This window comes from Halalkalibacter hemicellulosilyticusJCM 9152, from assembly GCF_000513115.1.
Taxonomy (GTDB): domain Bacteria; phylum Bacillota; class Bacilli; order Bacillales; family Bacillaceae_D; genus Halalkalibacter; species Halalkalibacter hemicellulosilyticus.
Window position 1 is genome coordinate 169,453 of record NZ_BAUU01000003.1, and the last position, 17,598, is coordinate 187,050.

General features: G+C 38.6%; 15 protein-coding genes and 1 pseudogene. All 16 read left to right on the plus strand.

The annotated features are described in order from the left end of the window. The first annotated feature begins 8 nt into the window (after window positions 1-8). The 16 genes and pseudogenes from infB to JCM9152_RS02985 all read left to right on the plus strand — a co-directional run bounded on the left by infB (window position 9) and on the right by JCM9152_RS02985 (window position 17,287). Window positions 9-2,114, plus strand: a complete 2,106-nt coding sequence (infB, locus tag JCM9152_RS02910; protein WP_035340659.1) for a translation initiation factor IF-2 — start codon at window positions 9-11, stop codon at window positions 2,112-2,114. Further along, window positions 2,114-2,395 carry a DUF503 domain-containing protein gene (locus tag JCM9152_RS02915; RefSeq protein WP_035340661.1) on the plus strand — a complete coding sequence of 94 codons (282 nt, stop codon included), beginning with the start codon at window positions 2,114-2,116 and terminating at the stop codon, window positions 2,393-2,395. Before infB ends, JCM9152_RS02915 begins: the two co-directional genes overlap by 1 nt. Window positions 2,396-2,415: 20 nt before the next feature. Next, window positions 2,416-2,766, plus strand: coding sequence for a 30S ribosome-binding factor RbfA (gene rbfA / locus JCM9152_RS02920; RefSeq protein ID WP_035340663.1), 351 nt, complete (start codon window positions 2,416-2,418; stop codon window positions 2,764-2,766). 62 nt (window positions 2,767-2,828) lie between these two features. Further along, window positions 2,829-3,750, plus strand: a pseudogene (truB, locus tag JCM9152_RS02925) (tRNA pseudouridine(55) synthase TruB). A gap of 17 nt (window positions 3,751-3,767) precedes the next feature. Beyond that, on the plus strand, window positions 3,768-4,706 hold the full coding sequence (gene ribF, locus JCM9152_RS02930) for a riboflavin biosynthesis protein RibF (RefSeq protein WP_035340665.1): 939 nt from the start codon (window positions 3,768-3,770) through the stop codon (window positions 4,704-4,706). Between the two features lie 186 nt (window positions 4,707-4,892). Beyond that, a complete protein-coding gene (gene rpsO / locus JCM9152_RS02935; RefSeq protein WP_035340672.1) occupies window positions 4,893-5,162 on the plus strand; it encodes a 30S ribosomal protein S15 in 270 nt (89 codons plus the stop codon). Window positions 5,163-5,350: 188 nt separating this feature from the next. Continuing rightward, on the plus strand, window positions 5,351-7,450 hold the full coding sequence (gene pnp, locus JCM9152_RS02940; RefSeq protein WP_035340674.1) for a polyribonucleotide nucleotidyltransferase: 2,100 nt from the start codon (window positions 5,351-5,353) through the stop codon (window positions 7,448-7,450). Between the two features lie 93 nt (window positions 7,451-7,543). Beyond that, window positions 7,544-8,548 (plus strand): polysaccharide deacetylase family protein, encoded by a 1,005-nt coding sequence (locus tag JCM9152_RS02945; RefSeq protein ID WP_035340677.1) that lies wholly within the window; start codon window positions 7,544-7,546, stop codon window positions 8,546-8,548. Then, window positions 8,532-9,770: a M16 family metallopeptidase gene (locus JCM9152_RS02950; RefSeq protein ID WP_035340680.1), complete on the plus strand. Its 1,239-nt coding sequence runs from the start codon at window positions 8,532-8,534 to the stop codon at window positions 9,768-9,770. Before JCM9152_RS02945 ends, JCM9152_RS02950 begins: the two co-directional genes overlap by 17 nt. Window positions 9,771-9,939: 169 nt before the next feature. Next, on the plus strand, window positions 9,940-10,194 hold the full coding sequence (locus JCM9152_RS02955; RefSeq protein ID WP_035340682.1) for a YlmC/YmxH family sporulation protein: 255 nt from the start codon (window positions 9,940-9,942) through the stop codon (window positions 10,192-10,194). Window positions 10,195-10,456: 262 nt separating this feature from the next. Then, window positions 10,457-11,332 carry a dipicolinic acid synthetase subunit A gene (gene dpaA / locus JCM9152_RS02960; RefSeq protein ID WP_035340684.1) on the plus strand — a complete coding sequence of 292 codons (876 nt, stop codon included), beginning with the start codon at window positions 10,457-10,459 and terminating at the stop codon, window positions 11,330-11,332. 20 nt (window positions 11,333-11,352) lie between these two features. Continuing rightward, window positions 11,353-11,946 carry a dipicolinate synthase subunit B gene (locus JCM9152_RS02965; protein WP_035340685.1) on the plus strand — a complete coding sequence of 198 codons (594 nt, stop codon included), beginning with the start codon at window positions 11,353-11,355 and terminating at the stop codon, window positions 11,944-11,946. Between the two features lie 140 nt (window positions 11,947-12,086). After that, window positions 12,087-13,130 carry an aspartate-semialdehyde dehydrogenase gene (gene asd, locus JCM9152_RS02970; protein WP_035340688.1) on the plus strand — a complete coding sequence of 348 codons (1,044 nt, stop codon included), beginning with the start codon at window positions 12,087-12,089 and terminating at the stop codon, window positions 13,128-13,130. Between the two features lie 15 nt (window positions 13,131-13,145). Further along, window positions 13,146-14,363: an aspartate kinase gene (gene dapG, locus JCM9152_RS02975; RefSeq protein WP_035340690.1), complete on the plus strand. Its 1,218-nt coding sequence runs from the start codon at window positions 13,146-13,148 to the stop codon at window positions 14,361-14,363. After that, complete coding sequence (gene dapA / locus JCM9152_RS02980) at window positions 14,360-15,241, plus strand: 4-hydroxy-tetrahydrodipicolinate synthase (RefSeq protein ID WP_369384509.1); 882 nt, start codon at window positions 14,360-14,362, stop codon at window positions 15,239-15,241. Before dapG ends, dapA begins: the two co-directional genes overlap by 4 nt. Before the next feature lie 378 nt (window positions 15,242-15,619). Then, the gene (locus JCM9152_RS02985) at window positions 15,620-17,287 is read left to right on the plus strand and encodes a ribonuclease J (RefSeq protein ID WP_035340696.1); all 1,668 of its coding nucleotides are present in this window, start codon (window positions 15,620-15,622) and stop codon (window positions 17,285-17,287) included. The last annotated feature ends 311 nt before the right edge of the window (window positions 17,288-17,598 follow it).

Genomic DNA, 17,598 nt, shown 5'->3' on the forward strand with positions numbered 1-17,598 from the left:
GGAAGTACATGAAGAAAATGCGAATATATGAATATGCTAAAGAGAAGAATGTAGCAAGTAAAGAAGTGATTACAAAGTTAAAAGAAAAAGGGTTTGAAGTGTCAAATCATATGTCTGTTCTTGACTCAAAAATGTTAGAGTCTCTCGAAGGGAAAAGTGAGAGTAATGAGTCAACAAAAAAGGAAGACACAAACGAGAAGATACAACATAATCCTAGTCGTGCTGCAAACCAAAAAAATAGTCAAAATCAGCAGCAGAAAAAAGGAAACATGAATAATAAAAAGAAACCACAAAAAGGTCATCAAAACAAAGGCCATCAACAACAAGCAAAACAAAATCAACAGTCGAAAGCACCGAAACCTCTCCCAGAGAAAATTACTTATCAAGAATCATTAACTGTAGGAGAATTAGCTGCAAAAATACACAAAGAGCCATCTGAAATTATTAAGAAGTTAATGTTCTTAGGTGTAATGGCGACGATTAATCAAGATCTAGATAAAGATACGATTGAATTAATTGCTGGTGATTATGGGGTTGAGGTAGAGGAAGAAATTGTCATCGATGAAACTGACTTCGAAAGTATTATCGATGAAGATAAAGAGGAAGACTTAGAAGAGAGACCGCCTGTTGTGACCATTATGGGGCACGTTGACCATGGTAAGACAACATTATTAGACTCTATTCGTCATACAAAAGTAACTGAAGGAGAAGCCGGTGGAATCACTCAACATATTGGTGCGTACCAAGTTGAATCAAACGGGAAGAAAGTAACATTTCTTGATACTCCTGGACATGCTGCCTTTACAACTATGCGAGCGCGTGGAGCTCAAGTAACAGACATCACGATTCTAGTTGTTGCTGCAGATGATGGTGTCATGCCACAAACGAAAGAAGCGATTAGCCATGCGAAAGCAGCGGGAGTTCCGATTATTGTAGCAGTGAATAAGATCGATAAAGAGTCAGCTAATCCTGATCGTGTCATGCAAGAGCTGACAGAGTATGAACTTGTACCTGAAGCATGGGGGGGAGACACCATCTTTGTAAATGTTTCAGCCTTAGAAGGGACAGGTATTGATGAGCTACTAGAGATGATTTTGCTCGTCTCTGAGGTCGAGGAACTTAAAGCAAACCCTAATAAGCTGGGACGCGGAACAGTCATTGAGGCTGAACTAGATAAAGGACGTGGAGCAGTTGCCACTTTACTCGTCCAAGCAGGGACATTAAAAGTAGGAGACCCAATTGTGGTTGGATCAGCTTTTGGTCGTGTTCGAGCTATGGTAAATGATCTCGGGCGTCGTGTGAAGCAAGTTGGACCTTCTACACCGGTTGAAATTACCGGTTTAAATGAAGTGCCACTGGCTGGAGACCAATTCCAGGCATTTGAAGATGAAAGAAAAGCGCGTCAAATCGGTGAAGTACGTATGAGCCGTCAGCGGGAAGCAAATCTTGCTTCTAGTTCAAAAGTGAGCCTGGATGATTTATTTGATCAAATTCAGCAAGGTGAGGTAAAGGAAATCAATATTATCATCAAAGCTGACGTACAAGGTTCTGTTGAAGCGATGAGAGGTTCACTTGAGAAAATTGAAGTGGACGGCGTGAAAGTAAAAATTATTCATACGGGTGTTGGAGCGATTAATGAATACGATGTAATGTTAGCCTCTGCATCTAATGCAATAGTGATTGGCTTTAATGTTAGACCAGATGTAAATGCAAAACGCACAGCAGACTCAGAAAAAGTAGATGTGCGCCTACACCGTGTTATTTATAATGCAATTGATGAAATCGAAGCAGCTATGAAAGGTCTTCTTGATCCTGAGTATGAAGAAAAAGTCATTGGTCAGGTTGAAGTTCGTACGACATTTAAAGTTTCTAAAGTTGGAACGATTGCCGGTTCCTATGTCACTGATGGAAAAGTAACTAGAGATTCAACCGTTCGTCTTATTCGTGATGGCATTGTCATTTATGAAGGCCAGATCAATGCTCTAAAGCGTTTCAAAGATGATGCTAAGGAAGTTTCTGCTGGGTATGAGTGTGGGATTACACTTGAGAACTTTAATGACATTAAAGAAGGTGATGTCATCGAAGCGTACGTCATGCAAGAAATCGAAAGATAATGGTTATCGGCTCAGTACGCTTAGAGCTCCTTATATATGATGTGCAATCGTTAAAAGAAAAGCGTTCTGTCATTAAAAGTGTGCAATCAAAATTAAAGCAAAAATACAACCTGTCAGTAGCAGAGGTAGGTCATCACGATGTTTGGCAACGCGCTGAACTTGGGATTGTGACGGTGTCTATGAATAAAAAAGTATGTGAACGAGAACTGCAACGGGCATTGGCGCTACTTGATTCTATACCTGCTATTGAACGAACTGTGATGACCTTTGAATGGTTGTAGGCTTATAGGAGTGAAAAAACATGGGTAATGTTCGATCGCATCGTGTCGGTGAACAAATTAAAAAAGAATTAAGCGACATTATTATGCGAGAAGTAAAGGATCCTCGTGTGAAGTTTGTTACGGTTACGGGAGTAGATGTAACGGGTGATTTGCAACAAGCGAAAGTGTTTATTACAGCACTTGGTAATGATGAAGAAAAAGAGGCAACGATACAAGGATTATCGAAAGCGAAGGGCTTCATCCGTACTGAGATTGGCAAGCGAATTCGGTTACGAAAAACTCCAGAGCTTCTGTTTGAGTTTGATGAGTCAATTGAATATGGTAATCGCATCGAGACGCTTTTACAAGATGTAAATCGCAAAGATAATTAATTTGTAGGAGGATAGAGGAGGTTTCCGTCTATCCTCTTTTAAGGTTTAAGTGGAGGTTATGTATGGAACAGAGCGGAATTCTTGTATTACATAAGCCAAGAGGCTATACTTCACATGATTGTGTCATGAAAATAAGAAGAATTTTTCAAACAAAAAAAAGTCGGGCATACAGGTACTTTAGATCCAGATGTTAATGGTGTATTGCCTATTTGTATTGGTAAGGGAACGAAAGTTGTTGAATATATGTCAGGGTATGAGAAGGAGTACAATGGTGAGCTGACGATTGGTTATTCCACAACGACAGAAGATCGAAGTGGTGACATATTAGAGAGTCAGGCTGTTACTGAATCATGGACAAAAGAGCAAATTGAGAGGGTTCTCGACGAATTCATTGGTTCTATTGTTCAAGTTCCTCCGATGTATTCAGCTGTGAAAGTGAACGGGAAGCGATTATATGAGTATGCTAGAGAAGGAAAAGTGATTGAACGTCCGAAACGTCATGTACAAATTAAACGATTACAGCTAACATCTGATGTAGAGCTCAAAAATGATCAAGTTGTATTTCGGTTTAATGTTCTATGCAGTAAAGGTACATATGTGAGAACATTAGCGGTTGATATTGGAAAACGTCTAGGGTATCCGGCTCATATGTCTGATCTCGTTCGAGTCGGCGCAGGTCCTTATCAATTAGAAGACAGTTTTACGTTTGAGCAACTAGAATCTTTAAAGGAAAAAGGAAGTCTTCATACGGTTTTACAGCCTTTTGAAACAGCCATTAACCATTTTCCGAAGGTCGTTGTTGATACCGAAATGGAATCATTGGTGAAAAATGGCGCTGTTCTACCTTTTGATCATAAATGGGCACGCTTTTCCGTTTATAATGAAGCGCGGGAGTGCTTAGCTATTTACAAAGAGCATCCTAATAAAGAAGGTAAGTACAAGCCAGAGAAAATGTTCTGGATAGGTGGTCAGCCTATGCACTGAAGAGAAGAGGTGAATAGATGGAAACGATTTTTATAAAGCATCCGATTGAGGCAAATGAATATAAACAACGTACAGTTATGGCTTTAGGTTTTTTTGATGGTGTTCATAAAGGGCATCAGCTTGTCATTGAGCAGGCAAAGCGTGAGGCGGATGCGAGTGATGTACCTTTATCTGTTATGACCTTTTACCCCCATCCTTTAGAAGTATTAAGACCTGGTAACGAACGGATGAACGTTATTACATCGTTGCCGGATAAAATTCAATATTTACAACAGCTAGGTGTCGATTATTTATATGTAATAGAATTTTCGATTCCATTTTCACGCCTTACTCCTCAACAGTTTGTTGATGATTATTTACGATCTTTAGAAGTCATTCATGTGGTGGCTGGTTTTGATTTCACATACGGGGCAATGGGGAAAGGGAACATGAAAACTTTGATCGATCACGCTCATAGGCAATTTAATGTGACAACTGTTGAAAAGCTTAGTGAGAATAACGAAAAAATTAGTTCAACACGAATACGTAAGTTAATTGTCGATGGGGAGGTTGAACATGCTGCTCACCTACTATCACGAGCTTATGTGATAAAGGGAATTGTCAGTGATGGAGAAAAAAGAGGTCGTCAAATTGGGTTCCCTACTGCTAATATTGCGATAAGGGAGCCTTATACAATTCCGAAGGTGGGTGTTTATGCAGTAGAGTTCATAGTCGATCAAAAAAAGCATGAAGGCGTCTGTAATATTGGATATAAACCGACTTTTCATGCTGAGCGTGAAAAGCTATCTATTGAAGTTCATCTATTTAATTTTGATCAATCGATATACGGAAAAGAAGTAGAGGTAAGATGGTTAAAACGAATTAGAGATGAGCAAAAATTTTCTAATGTTAACGAGCTAGTAAGTCAAATTACAAAAGATAAACAAACAGCAGAAGCGTTTTTTGCAAATCGGTAACGTTATAGAGAAGAAAGTTTGTGTTGTTTTAAAGGTAGAAAGGTAGATTAATTTGGTGTTTGTGCTTGCAATCTAAAGGTTGAAAGGTTACACTAAACATGTACGTATGTACAATCCGTTTCTTGGCATACCGACTCACCGACGGTTGCTAGGAAATAGGAGATTATTGAGAAGGAGGTGGATAGGATGGCATTAACTCAAGAGCGTAAGAATGAACTGATTGCAGAGTTCAAAACGCATGATACGGACACTGGTTCTCCAGAAGTTCAAGTAGCTATCCTTACTGAGCAAATCAACACATTAAATGAGCACTTACGTACTCATAAGAAGGATCACCATTCACGTCGTGGTCTTTTAAAAATGGTTGGTCAACGTCGTAATCTTTTAACTTACTTACGTAAGAAAGATGTTACACGTTATCGTAACCTAGTTGACAAGCTTGGTTTACGTCGATAGTTATGTCAGAAAGCGGGAGTGTTCCCGCTTTTTTCTTAGTATATCAGCTTTTATGTTGAAAGTGGATAGAAACGAAATGAATACATATACGTTATAGAATTGGATTGAACCCTTCTCTTCTTATAAAATGATGATCGGAAGGTTATAATAAATGTATTGATATTGGTGTACGAGAGGAGTACGCGTAAATGGAACAAACGAATCATGTATTTACAATGGATTGGGCAGGTCGGACTTTAACAGTTGAGACTGGACAATTGGCCAAACAAGCAAATGGAGCAGTACTTGTAAGGTATGGAGACTCTGCGGTGTTATCGACAGCGACAGCTTCAAAGGAGCCTAAAGATTTACCTTTCTTCCCTTTAACGGTAAATTATGAAGAACGTTTATATGCAGCTGGTAAAATTCCAGGTGGTTTTATTAAACGTGAAGGTCGTCCGAGTGAGCGAGCGATCCTAACGAGTCGTCTAATTGATAGACCGATACGTCCGCTTTTTCAAGATGGATTTCGTAATGAAGTTCAAGTCATTAGTATTGTGATGAGCTCTGATACGAATGCTTCCTCGGAAATGGCAGCTATGATCGGATCATCTTTAGCTCTATCTGTATCAGACATCCCATTCGAAGGACCAATTGCCGGAGTGACGATTGGTCGATTAGATGGAGAATTTATCATTAATCCAACTACGGAGCAACTAGAGAACAGCGATATTGACTTAGTTGTAGCTGGAACTAAAGATGCGATTAATATGGTTGAAGCAGGAGCCAAGGAAGTATCTGAAGAAACCATGCTTGAAGCGATCATGTTTGGCCATGATGAAATTAAGAAATTAATTACATTTCAAGAGGAAATTGTTGAAGCTGTTGGGAAAGAGAAGATGGAAGTCACCTTAAAAACGATTGATACTGAATTAGAGCAAGAGGTTCGGTCGCTGGCAGAGGAAGAGTTAAAAGCTGCTGTACAAGTTCAAGAGAAACATGCTAGAGCTGAGGCGATTGATTCTATTAGTAATCGTGTTAAGGAAACGTTTGCTGAGCGTGAAGATATTAAATTAGACGATGTGAGCGAAACGCTACATAAAATCGTGAAGGAAGAAGTACGTCGACTAATTACAGTTGAAAAAGTCCGTCCAGATGGCCGTCAAGTGGATGAAATTCGTCCGCTATCATCACAGGTGAAACTTCTTCCAAGAACACATGGGTCTGGCTTGTTTACACGTGGACAAACCCAGGCATTAAGTATTTGTACATTAGGCCCTTTAGGAGATGTTCAAATCTTAGATGGACTTGGTATAGAAGAGTCAAAGCGTTTTATGCATCATTACAATTTCCCACAATTTAGTGTTGGTGAAACAGGTCCAATTCGTGGTCCTGGTAGACGTGAAATTGGACATGGTGCCCTTGGTGAACGTGCTTTGGAGCCGGTTATTCCTAATGAAGATACGTTCCCGTATACAGTTCGACTTGTATCTGAAGTATTAGAATCAAATGGCTCAACATCTCAAGCGAGCATTTGTGCAAGCACTCTTGCGATGATGGATGCTGGTGTACCAATTAAAGCCCCTGTTGCCGGTATTGCAATGGGACTTGTGAAGCAGGATGAATATGTAACGGTTTTGACTGATATTCAAGGCATGGAAGATGCTTTAGGTGACATGGATTTCAAGGTAGCCGGAACAAAAGAGGGTGTAACCGCTCTGCAAATGGATATTAAAATTGCTGGTATTAATCGCGAAATTCTTGAAGAAGCATTAGCTCAAGCTAAAAAAGGTCGTCTTGTTATTCTTGATAACATGCTAAGTGCAATTGGCGAGTACCGCCAAGAGCTTTCAACATATGCTCCTAAAATCTTAACGATGCAAATTAACGCTGATAAAATTCGTGATGTTATTGGTCCAAGTGGAAAAGTAATCAATAAAATCATTGAAGAAACAGGAGTTAAAATTGACATTGAACAAGATGGAAAAGTGTATATTGCATCTGTTGATATGGAAATGAATCAAAAAGCAAAGGCAATTATTGAAGATCTCGTTCGCGAAGTTGAGGTGGGACAAACGTACCTCGGAAAAGTAAAACGTATTGAGAAATTCGGTGCTTTTGTTGAATTGTTCAAAGGGAAAGATGGACTAGTTCATATATCTCAGCTTGCAGAAGAACGAATCAACAAAGTTGAAGATGTTGTAAAAATCGGTGATGAAATCTTGGTTAAAGTAACAGAAATTGATAATCAAGGTAGAGTCAATCTTTCAAGAAAAGTGGTATTAAAAGAGCAAAAACAAGATCAGTAATTATGTTTGGGGATTGGGGGTAAAGCCTAGTCCCCCTTTTTGTTCTAACCTGTCCCTCTCTTGCATAAAATCGGATGAGAGGAGGCATAGGATATGGGGAAAAAGTTCATTCATATTTGCACATTTGCAATAGTTGTTTTGATATCATTTAGTTTCGTTCAAAATCCATTCTCAACTCATTATTTGCATACCTTGAAATATGAAAGTGAAGCAGTTTTAAATGAACAAGATCCACTGTACAAACAAATTATGGTTAGTGCAAAGGAATATGAAGAGCCTGCTATAGATGCACGAATTGATCGAGTTTGGAAAGCAGTACCGGGGTATAATGGAATACGAGTTGATATAGATGCTACTTATGAAAGAGTAAAGGGAGACATGCAATTTGATGAGCGCAAAATTGTTTTCGAAGAAGTAGCTCCGTCGATTCATTTAGACGATCTGCCACCTGCTGCAATTTATAAGGGGAACGAAGAAAAACAGATGGTTGCTTTTCTTATTAATGTAGCTTGGGGGAATGAATACATTCCAGACATACTGAAAACGTTAAAAAAACATAATATTCATGTAACGTTTTTCTTAGACGGCTCATGGGTTAAGAAAAATCCGCAATTAGCCAAAATGCTTATTGAAGAAGGGCATGAAATCGGAAATCATGCGTATTCTCATCCTGATATGAGTAAATTGACGAAAGAACGGGTAGATGAAGAATTAGAAAGAACAAATAAAGCCATAGAAGCGGCATTAGAAGTGACGCCGAAATGGTTTGCTCCACCGAGCGGAAGTTATAATCAAGCAGTCGTTGATCGTGCAGAACATTTTGGGATGAAAACCGTTATGTGGTCAGTTGATACCATTGATTGGCGAAATCCATCAGTGGACGAAATGGTACAACGGGTAACGAATAAGCTGCACCCTGGTGCGATGGTACTCATGCATCCAACTGAATCAGCTGCTGGAGGCTTAGAGCAGCTGATATTAAATAGTGAAGAAAAAGGATTTAAAGTAGGTACGGTTTCAGAATTACTATCAGAAAAAAGAGTGTTACTAAATACGTTTGACGAAAATAGGAGGAGCACGAATGGTCAAGACAATTAAATTAGACAACGGTGTTCGTATTGTATCTGAGCATATTCCTTCTGTCCGTTCTATTTCAATTGGAATATGGGTAGGTACAGGGTCCAGGTTCGAAGAGGAAAATGAAAATGGAATTTCCCATTTTATTGAACATATGCTGTTTAAAGGTACGAAGACAAGGTCAGCTGCAGATATTGCAGAAGAATTTGATCGTATAGGTGGTCAAGTCAATGCCTTTACGTCAAAGGAATATACGTGTTATTATGCAAAAGTTTTGGATACACATTCGAAGGTAGCGGTTGATGTACTCTCCGATATGTTTTTTCATTCCGTCTTTGCAGAGGATGAACTAGTAAAAGAAAAGAATGTTGTCTTTGAAGAAATTAAGATGGTTGATGATACTCCAGATGATATTGTGCATGATTTGTTAAGTGAAGCAAGCTATGGGAATCATTCATTAGGATATCCGATTTTAGGAACGGTCCAAACATTGAGCGAATTCAAGGAAAGTCATTTAAGAGATTACATGAATCAATATTACACTGGGGATTATGTTGTCATATCAGTAGCAGGAAATCTTACTGATGATTTAATGGAACAATTAACGAATACATTTGCAAAGGTTAAAAAAACACCTAATAAGCCTATATTAAACGATCCGACCTTTTCACCTAACCATGTTGTTCGCCAAAAGGATACAGAGCAAGCTCATATTTGTCTTGGGTATCCAGGCTTACCAATTGGGCACGATGATGTGTACAGTTTGATTGTGTTAAATAATTACTTAGGCGGAAGTATGAGTAGTCGATTATTTCAAGAAATTAGAGAGAAGAGAGGGCTATGTTACTCTGTATTCTCATATCATTCTTCGTATTGTGATAGCGGATTATTAACTGTTTATGCTGGAACGGGTCATCAGCAATTAAATGATTTAGCGGAAGCAATTCAGTTTACGATATCAGAGCTTGCGGAGAAAGGACTATCTGAACAAGAACTGAAATATGGCAAAGAGCAATTAAAAGGAAACATCATGCTAAGCTTGGAAAGCACAAATAGTAGAATGAGTCGTAATGGGAAGAACGAATTATTATTAAAACAACATCGTTCACTAGATGAAATGATTAAAGAGATTGATCGAGTAGAATTAAATACGGTCAATCAATTAGCATCAACGATTTTAACAAAAAAACCATCGGTTTCACTCATTCAACAAAATGAGTCGATCCCTAACATATTTCAATAGTTCCTTGAAAAGAAGAGCGATGGCTCCATCCGTTGCTCGCTTGATACGAGAAACCTACTCGTGTCAAATTTTTTAAAAAAGACAATGGTTGCACACATTGCTGAAAGGGCTGGTCTTTTTTTGTTTCATCGTTCATATGGTGTACAAAACATTGATAAGGGGGATGGAAATGAGATTAAGCGAAATTAGCAATAAAGAAATCATTGACTTTCAAAAAGGCGAACGTTTAGGTATATTAGGGCAAACTGATTTACAAATTGATGAAGAGACAGGAGAAATACAAGCTTTTATTATTCCAACGATGAAATGGTTTGGATTCGGAAAAAAGGATAAAGAGTATACCGTTTATTGGAATCAAATTAAAAAAATAGGTGAAGATATGATCATTATTGAATTAGAACCAAGTTCAGATGAGATGATGTAGCCTTAGTCATAAATGCTCGCCATATTGGCGGGTTTTTTTGTTTTTAAAAAAAAGAAAAAATACAATAGATACATTGTTGATGATTGGTCGCTCTTACGAAAAATTTGAGCGATTTTCTTAATTTGCTCATCTTCTATTCATTCACCTATTATTCCATTAGTTCATATGATGTGGTGTATCGGTGTTGTTCTCGCCTTACGTTTGGTTTGTGTGAAAGATGCGTATAGAGAAGTGTTGTTTGTGAAAGGAGAACAGAGTTTTCATGCTAACAAATAAACATATTGTTCTGCTCGGTGGAGACGCTCGTCAAATTGAAATTATTCACAAGTTATCAAGTTTAGATGCGCAATTAACTTTAGTCGGGTTTGATCAATTGAATGATGGGTATATTGGTGCGACTAAAGAAGCAATTGAACACGTTGATTGGTCAAAAACGGATGCGATTATTTTGCCGGTAAGTGGTATGAGTGTAGATGGACATATAGATACGATTTTCTCGAACGAACCGATCATATTTAAAGAAGAATTTTTACTTGAAACACCTGAGCATTGTGTTATTTACACAGGAATAAGCAATGAATCATTAGATTCAATTGTGACTTCATGTGATAGGTCATTAGTAAAGCTAATGGAACGGGACGATGTAGCTATATACAATTCGATCCCAACTGCAGAAGGAACTGTCATGATGGCCATTCAGCATACGGATATGACTGTGCATCGCTCTAACGTTGCTGTTCTTGGGTTAGGGAGAATCGGTATGTCGTTAGCACGAACATTTGCGGCATTAGGAGCTAATGTGAAAGTCGGAGCGAATGACCCTGCACAAATTGCAAGAATTACAGAAATGGGAATGGAACCTTTTCATACGAATCAAATCGTTGAACATGTCAAGGATGTTGACATTGTGATTAATACCGTTCCAAGTATGATTCTAACGGCAAAAGTATTAACGGGGATGAAGCTACATGCTCTCATCATTGATCTTGCATCAAAACCAGGGGGAACTGATTTTAGGTTTGCCGAGAAGCGTGGAATAAAAGCACTGCTTGCTCCAGGCTTGCCTGGCATTGTCGCTCCTAAAACAGCTGGTCAAATTCTTGCTGCTGTTTTAGCGGATTTGTTAGCGGAGGATTAAGGGTTGAAGGAGGATAATAAATGGGATTAGAAGGTAAGCACATTGGTTTTGGAATATCGGCATCACATTGTACGTATGAAGAGGTTGTTCCTCAAATTGAGAAATTGAAACAGCTAGGTGCAAAGGTAACTCCTTTCGTATCACACAATGTCCAGACAACGGATACGAAATTCGGTACAAGTGGATATTGGTTAAATAAAATTCAAGACTTAACCGGACAGTCATTAGTCGACTCTATTGTAAAAGCTGAACCATTTGGTCCGAAAACACCTCTTGATTGTATGGTCATTGCTCCAATAACAGGGAATTCAACGAGTAAGCTCGCTAATGCACAGACAGATGGGCCTGTTTTAATGGGAGCGAAGGCTACGCTTAGAAGTGGGAGGCCAGTCGTTCTTGGCATATCTACAAATGATGCATTAGGATTAAATGGAGTCAATATTATGCGATTAATGGCAACAAAAAATATTTATTTTATTCCTTTTGGTCAGGATGATCCTACGAATAAGCCTAACTCTCTAGTCGCAAGAATGGAAGCATTAGTTGATACTGTTGAGTCTGCTATAGCTGGGAAGCAATATCAACCTGTCTTAATCGAAAAGTTCAAAGATTAAGCAAATTGCGGTGTTGCACAAAAGCTAACTATCCCTTACAGTTTAATAGGAGAAAAAATTGAAACGAACTTGTCTTGGATATGCTATAATCATTCCATCTATTCGTTATTAAATTGTCGTAGTGAAGGGAGATTACACAAATGTCAAATCAATTTCATGTAGCTGTTGTTGGTGCAACAGGTGCGGTAGGTCAACAAATGCTTAAAACGTTAGAGGAGAGAGACTTTCCGATCGGAAGCTTAAAGCTGCTTTCTTCTAAACGTTCTGCGGGGAAAGTAATGACTTTTAAAGGTCAAGAATATACTGTAGAAGAGGCAATTCCTGAGTCATTTGAAGGTGTGCAAATCGCTTTATTTAGTGCAGGGGGATCTGTTTCCAAAGCTCTCGCTCCTGAAGCGGTAAAAAGAGGTGCGATTGTCGTTGACAATACGAGTGCATTTCGTATGGATCCAGAAGTGCCATTGGTTGTCCCAGAAGTAAATGAAGAAGATCTAAAAGAACATAATGGTATTATTGCAAATCCAAACTGTTCAACGATTCAAATGGTCGTAGCACTTGAGCCGTTACGTCAAAAGTATGGCTTAACTAAGGTGATCGTTTCAACATATCAAGCTGTATCAGGTGCTGGTCTTGAAGCGATTGAAGAAATGAAACAACAAACTAAAGATATTTTAGAAGGAAAAGATGTTACTCCTGAGATTTTACCTGTAGGTGGAGATAAGAAACATTATCAAATTGCGTTTAATGCGATTCCACAAATTGATCTATTCCAAGATAATGGATACACATTTGAAGAAATGAAAATGATGAATGAAACGAAAAAAATTATGCATATGGCAGAGCTTGAAGTCGCTGCAACATGTGTGCGCCTTCCTGTTGAAACAGGGCATTCAGAATCAGTTTACATCGAAACAGAAAAAGCTGGAGCAACCGTTCAGGAAGTAAAGGAATTGCTTGAAAAGTCTCCTGGCGTCACATTACAAGATGATCCTAGTAATCAAGTATATCCATTAGCTTCAGAGTGTGTCGGTAAAAACGATGTCTTTGTTGGGCGTATTCGTAAAGATTTAGATCGTGATAACGGCTATCACATGTGGATTGTTTCTGATAACCTCCTTAAAGGGGCAGCATGGAATTCTGTTCAAATTGCTGAAAGTCTCGTGAAGCTTAATCTTCTAAAATAAAAAAGAAGGTGTATCATGAAAGTCATCGTCCAAAAGTTCGGTGGCACGTCTGTCCGAGATTTATCTAGTCGCCAGTTAGCAGCAGACCATGTTAGTGAGGCTGTTAATAAAGGCTTTAAAGTGATTGTCGTTGTTTCTGCTATGGGAAGAAAAGGTGAACCTTATGCAACTGACACCCTTTTAAATTTAATTGACACAAAAAGATTATTACCACGCGAACAAGATTTACTTGTTTCGTGTGGTGAATTAATCTCGGCGGTCGTCTTTACTGATTTATTACGATCATTAAATATAAAGGCAACGGCTTTTTCTGGTGCAAAAGCGGGCTTTCAGACAAATGATGAATTTACAAATGCTAAGATTATGACAATGGATTGTGATAATCTTATCAAACAGTTTGAACTCGTAGATGTTGTTGTCGTTGCTGGTTTTCAAGGAACAACAGTCGATGGAGACATTGCGACACTTGGTCGAGGAGGTAGTGATACTTCAGCTACGGCACTCGGCGCTGCTGTGAAAGCCGAGTGGGTTGATATCTTCTCAGATGTAGAAGGAATTATGACTGCTGATCCTAAGGTTGTACAGGAAGCAAAGCCTTTACATGCTATTACGTACGAGGAACTGTCTAACTTAGCTTACCAAGGTGCCAAAGTCATTCACCCTCGCGCTGTCGAAATTGCTATGCAAGCACAAGTTCCGATCCATATTCGTTCAACGTATTCCAAACAAAAAGGGACGACAGTTACAACGAAACAACAAATCCGTGATCGCTTAATTACTGGAATTGCCCATCGTAATGGTGTGTCGCAATTAAAGGTATCTTCTAAAGATGGTGAATTTGATTTTCAAGAAATCGTTTTTAAGACAATGGCCAAAGCACAAATTAGTATCGATTTTATAAATATGAATCCTCATGGAGTTGTTTATACAGTTAGTGAACAGGAAGTCGACAGGGCCATTTCTGAATTAGCGAAAGTCGGCTATACACCTGATGTGGTGCGATACTGTGCGAAAGTATCTGCTGTAGGTGCTGGGATGGCAGGGGTTCCGGGTGTAACGGCACAAATTGTTAGTGCTCTATCCCAAGAAAATATTCAAATTCTTCAATCAGCAGATTCACATACAACGATTTGGGTACTCGTAAAAGAAAAGGATTTAACCCGTGCCGTTAATGCGTTACATCGTATCTTTCAACTTGATCAATTGGAACACCAACAAGGAGTTGAAGAATGATGAAGATCGGAAAAGTCATAACTGCAATGGTAACTCCTTTTAATAGCGAAGGAAAGGTTGATTATGAACAAACGAAAAAGCTATTGGATCATTTGATTGCTAATGGTAGTGATGCTATTATTCTAGCTGGTACGACAGGTGAGTCACCTACATTGACCTATGATGAAAAAGTTAGCTTATTTAAATTAGCTGTAGATTACACACAGAAAAGAGTTCCTATTATCGCTGGAACTGGAACAAATAATACTCGAGCATCCATTCATCTTACAGAAGTGGCTACGAAGCTCGGTGTAGACGGAATCTTACTCGTTTCTCCTTACTACAATAAACCCTCACAACTAGGTATATATGAACACTTCAAAGCCATTGCTCAAGCAACCCATTTACCAATCATGCTCTATAATATTCCAAGTCGAACAGGAAGTCAGATTGATGCTAGCACAACGATATCTTTGTCGAAGATTGAGAACATTCAAGCAATTAAGGAATCTAGCGGAGATCTAGAACTAATGGCTACAATTATTGAAAATACAGATGACCATTTTCAAGTCTATACAGGTGATGATTCTCAAGCCTTGCCGTCATTAGCAATTGGCGCGAAAGGTGTAGTCTCTGTAGCTGCGCATCTTATCGGCAAAGAGATACAAAATATGATAAACGCTTATTTAAATGGAAACGTTGTAGAAGCAGCTCAATTACATCGCCAGCTGTTACCTATTATGAAAGCATTATTTATTGCACCTAATCCTGTATGTGTGAAATATGCTATTTCTCAATTGCATTTTAACGTTGGTTCAGTTAGGTTACCGCTAGCTTCCATTACAAAAGTGGAAAAAGAATTAATCGATCAACAGATAAGACAAATTAATAATGGTTAAGTAACAGCACGTTCAGCGATGTAGCCGAACGTGCTGTTGGACTGTTCTTATTGTGATGATTCTATGAATGAACGTTATTATGAATGTTTATTATTGTTAATCGAGGAAAGACAGTCTTGTGTTTTAATTTGCTTTTCATGTATACTATGGATAGATGATTTGTTCGGGTAAAAATGGAATCAATGTAATGGATGAGCTGAGTGGGTATAAGTATGCCTTCATGTATTTATTGCATTCACACAGTACGTATGTTCGGTTAATGATTGGCGGAAACTCGGGAATTCTCATATACAGCTATTCATTGAAGTCATTTTAGAAGTTGTGTGTTTTCTAAACAAGTTATTTTAATATAGAGTATTGATGTAGGAGGAACATTCATTGACAAAAGAAAATAATGAAAAAGTGCGTGTATTTGCCTTAGGAGGAGTCGGTGAAATAGGTAAAAACATGTATGTTGTTGAAGTAGACGAAGATATTTTAGTCATCGATGCAGGCCTGATGTTTCCTGATGATGACATGCTAGGTGTAGATATCGTCATTCCAGACGTTTCTTATCTTGTAGAAAATGAAGACCGAGTAAAAGCAATCATTTTGACACATGGGCATGAAGACCATATCGGTGGGCTTTCTTATGTGCTAAAGAAAATAAATGTCCCTGTTTTTGCGACAAAACTAACATTAGGGTTAGTAGAAGAGAAATTAAAAGAAGCAGGAATCTTAAAGGATGTCACATTGAATTTGGTTGATCACAATTCAATCTTAACAATTGGTTCAACGGCTGTGTCTTTCTTCCGAACAAATCACAGCATTCCTGACTCTGTTGGAATATGTGTAGAAACGACTCAAGGGTCTATTGTACATACAGGGGATTTTAAATTTGATCAAACACCTGTAGATGGGAAGCATGCTGAAATTGGTAAAATGGCAACAATTGGTCAAAATGGAGTCTTATGTTTATTGTCTGATAGTACAAACGCAGAACGCCCTGGTACAACGAAGTCAGAAACTGAAGTTGGACAAGGAATAGCAGAGGTATTTGATCAAGCTGAAGGGCGAATTATTGTCACTACCTTTGCTTCAAATGTACACAGAATTCAGCAAGTACTTCAAGCTGCTGTAACGACAAAGCGTAAGGTAGCGGTAGTTGGCAGAAGTATGCTGAAAGTGGTTAAGATCGCTGCTAAGCTTGGTTATCTAGACATTCCAAAGGGGTTAATTATTGAAGTAGAAGATGTAAATACGTATCGTGATGAGCAAGTGGCCATTTTAACAACAGGAAGTCAAGGTGAGCCAATGTCTGCCCTGACGCGAATGGTTAAAGGAGCGCATCGTCAAATAACGATTAAAGTGACAGATACGATTATTATTGCCGCTTCTGCCATTCCTGGAAATGAGAAATCAGTTTCCGCCATTATCGATAAGCTTCATCGAATTGGTGCTGAGGTTGTCTATGGACAAGCGAAGGTTCATGCTTCAGGACATGGGAGTCAAGATGAGTTGAAGCTAATGCTCAATTTAATGCGACCAACATACTTTGTCCCTATTCATGGTGAGTACCGAATGCAGCATGCGCACAAAGAGCTTGCCATGACAGTTGGTATGAACGCTGACAATATTTTTCTTGTTGATAAAGGAGAAGTTGTCGAATTCGTTAATGGTCAAGCAAGAGTAGCAGGTAAGGTTCCTTCTGGGCACGTTTTAATTGATGGTCTTGGGGTTGGTGATGTAGGAAATATTGTCTTACGTGACCGACGTTTATTATCAAAAGATGGTATTTTAGTCGTTGTTGTTACACTTAACAAAAAGACAGGAGAATTCATCTCAGGACCCAATATCATCTCACGAGGCTTTGTCTATGTACGAGAATCAGAAAAGCTATTAGATGATGCGAATGAATTAGTTACGTCTATTTTAACAAAATGCGTAAGTGAAAATGTAAATGAATGGGCTTCTTTAAAGAGTAATGTCAGAGAAGGATTAAGTCGCTTCTTGTTTGAAAAAACGAAGAGAAGACCGATGATTTTACCAATAATTATGGAAGTATAGGTATTTGAAGAGGCTGGGAGAACCCCCTCCTCTAAATGGAAAAAAACGATGAAATTTTACTCTATAAATAAGTGGCTGTCACAGGTTCGTTCCATTGCGCTTCAGCCACTCGCTTTTCAAGGGCACTGAAAAAGTTTGGTTTTTAACTTTTTTGGTGTCCTTTAAGCAACGTGCGTAACCGTTGCCTATTTTGAAAAGCTTGATACGAGTGAGTTTTTCGTATCAGTCTAGCAACGAGTGAAGCCATTGCTAGTCAAATCAAAGGTACTGATAAAGTTGATTTTTACTTTTTCAGTTGCCTCCGCGCTTTC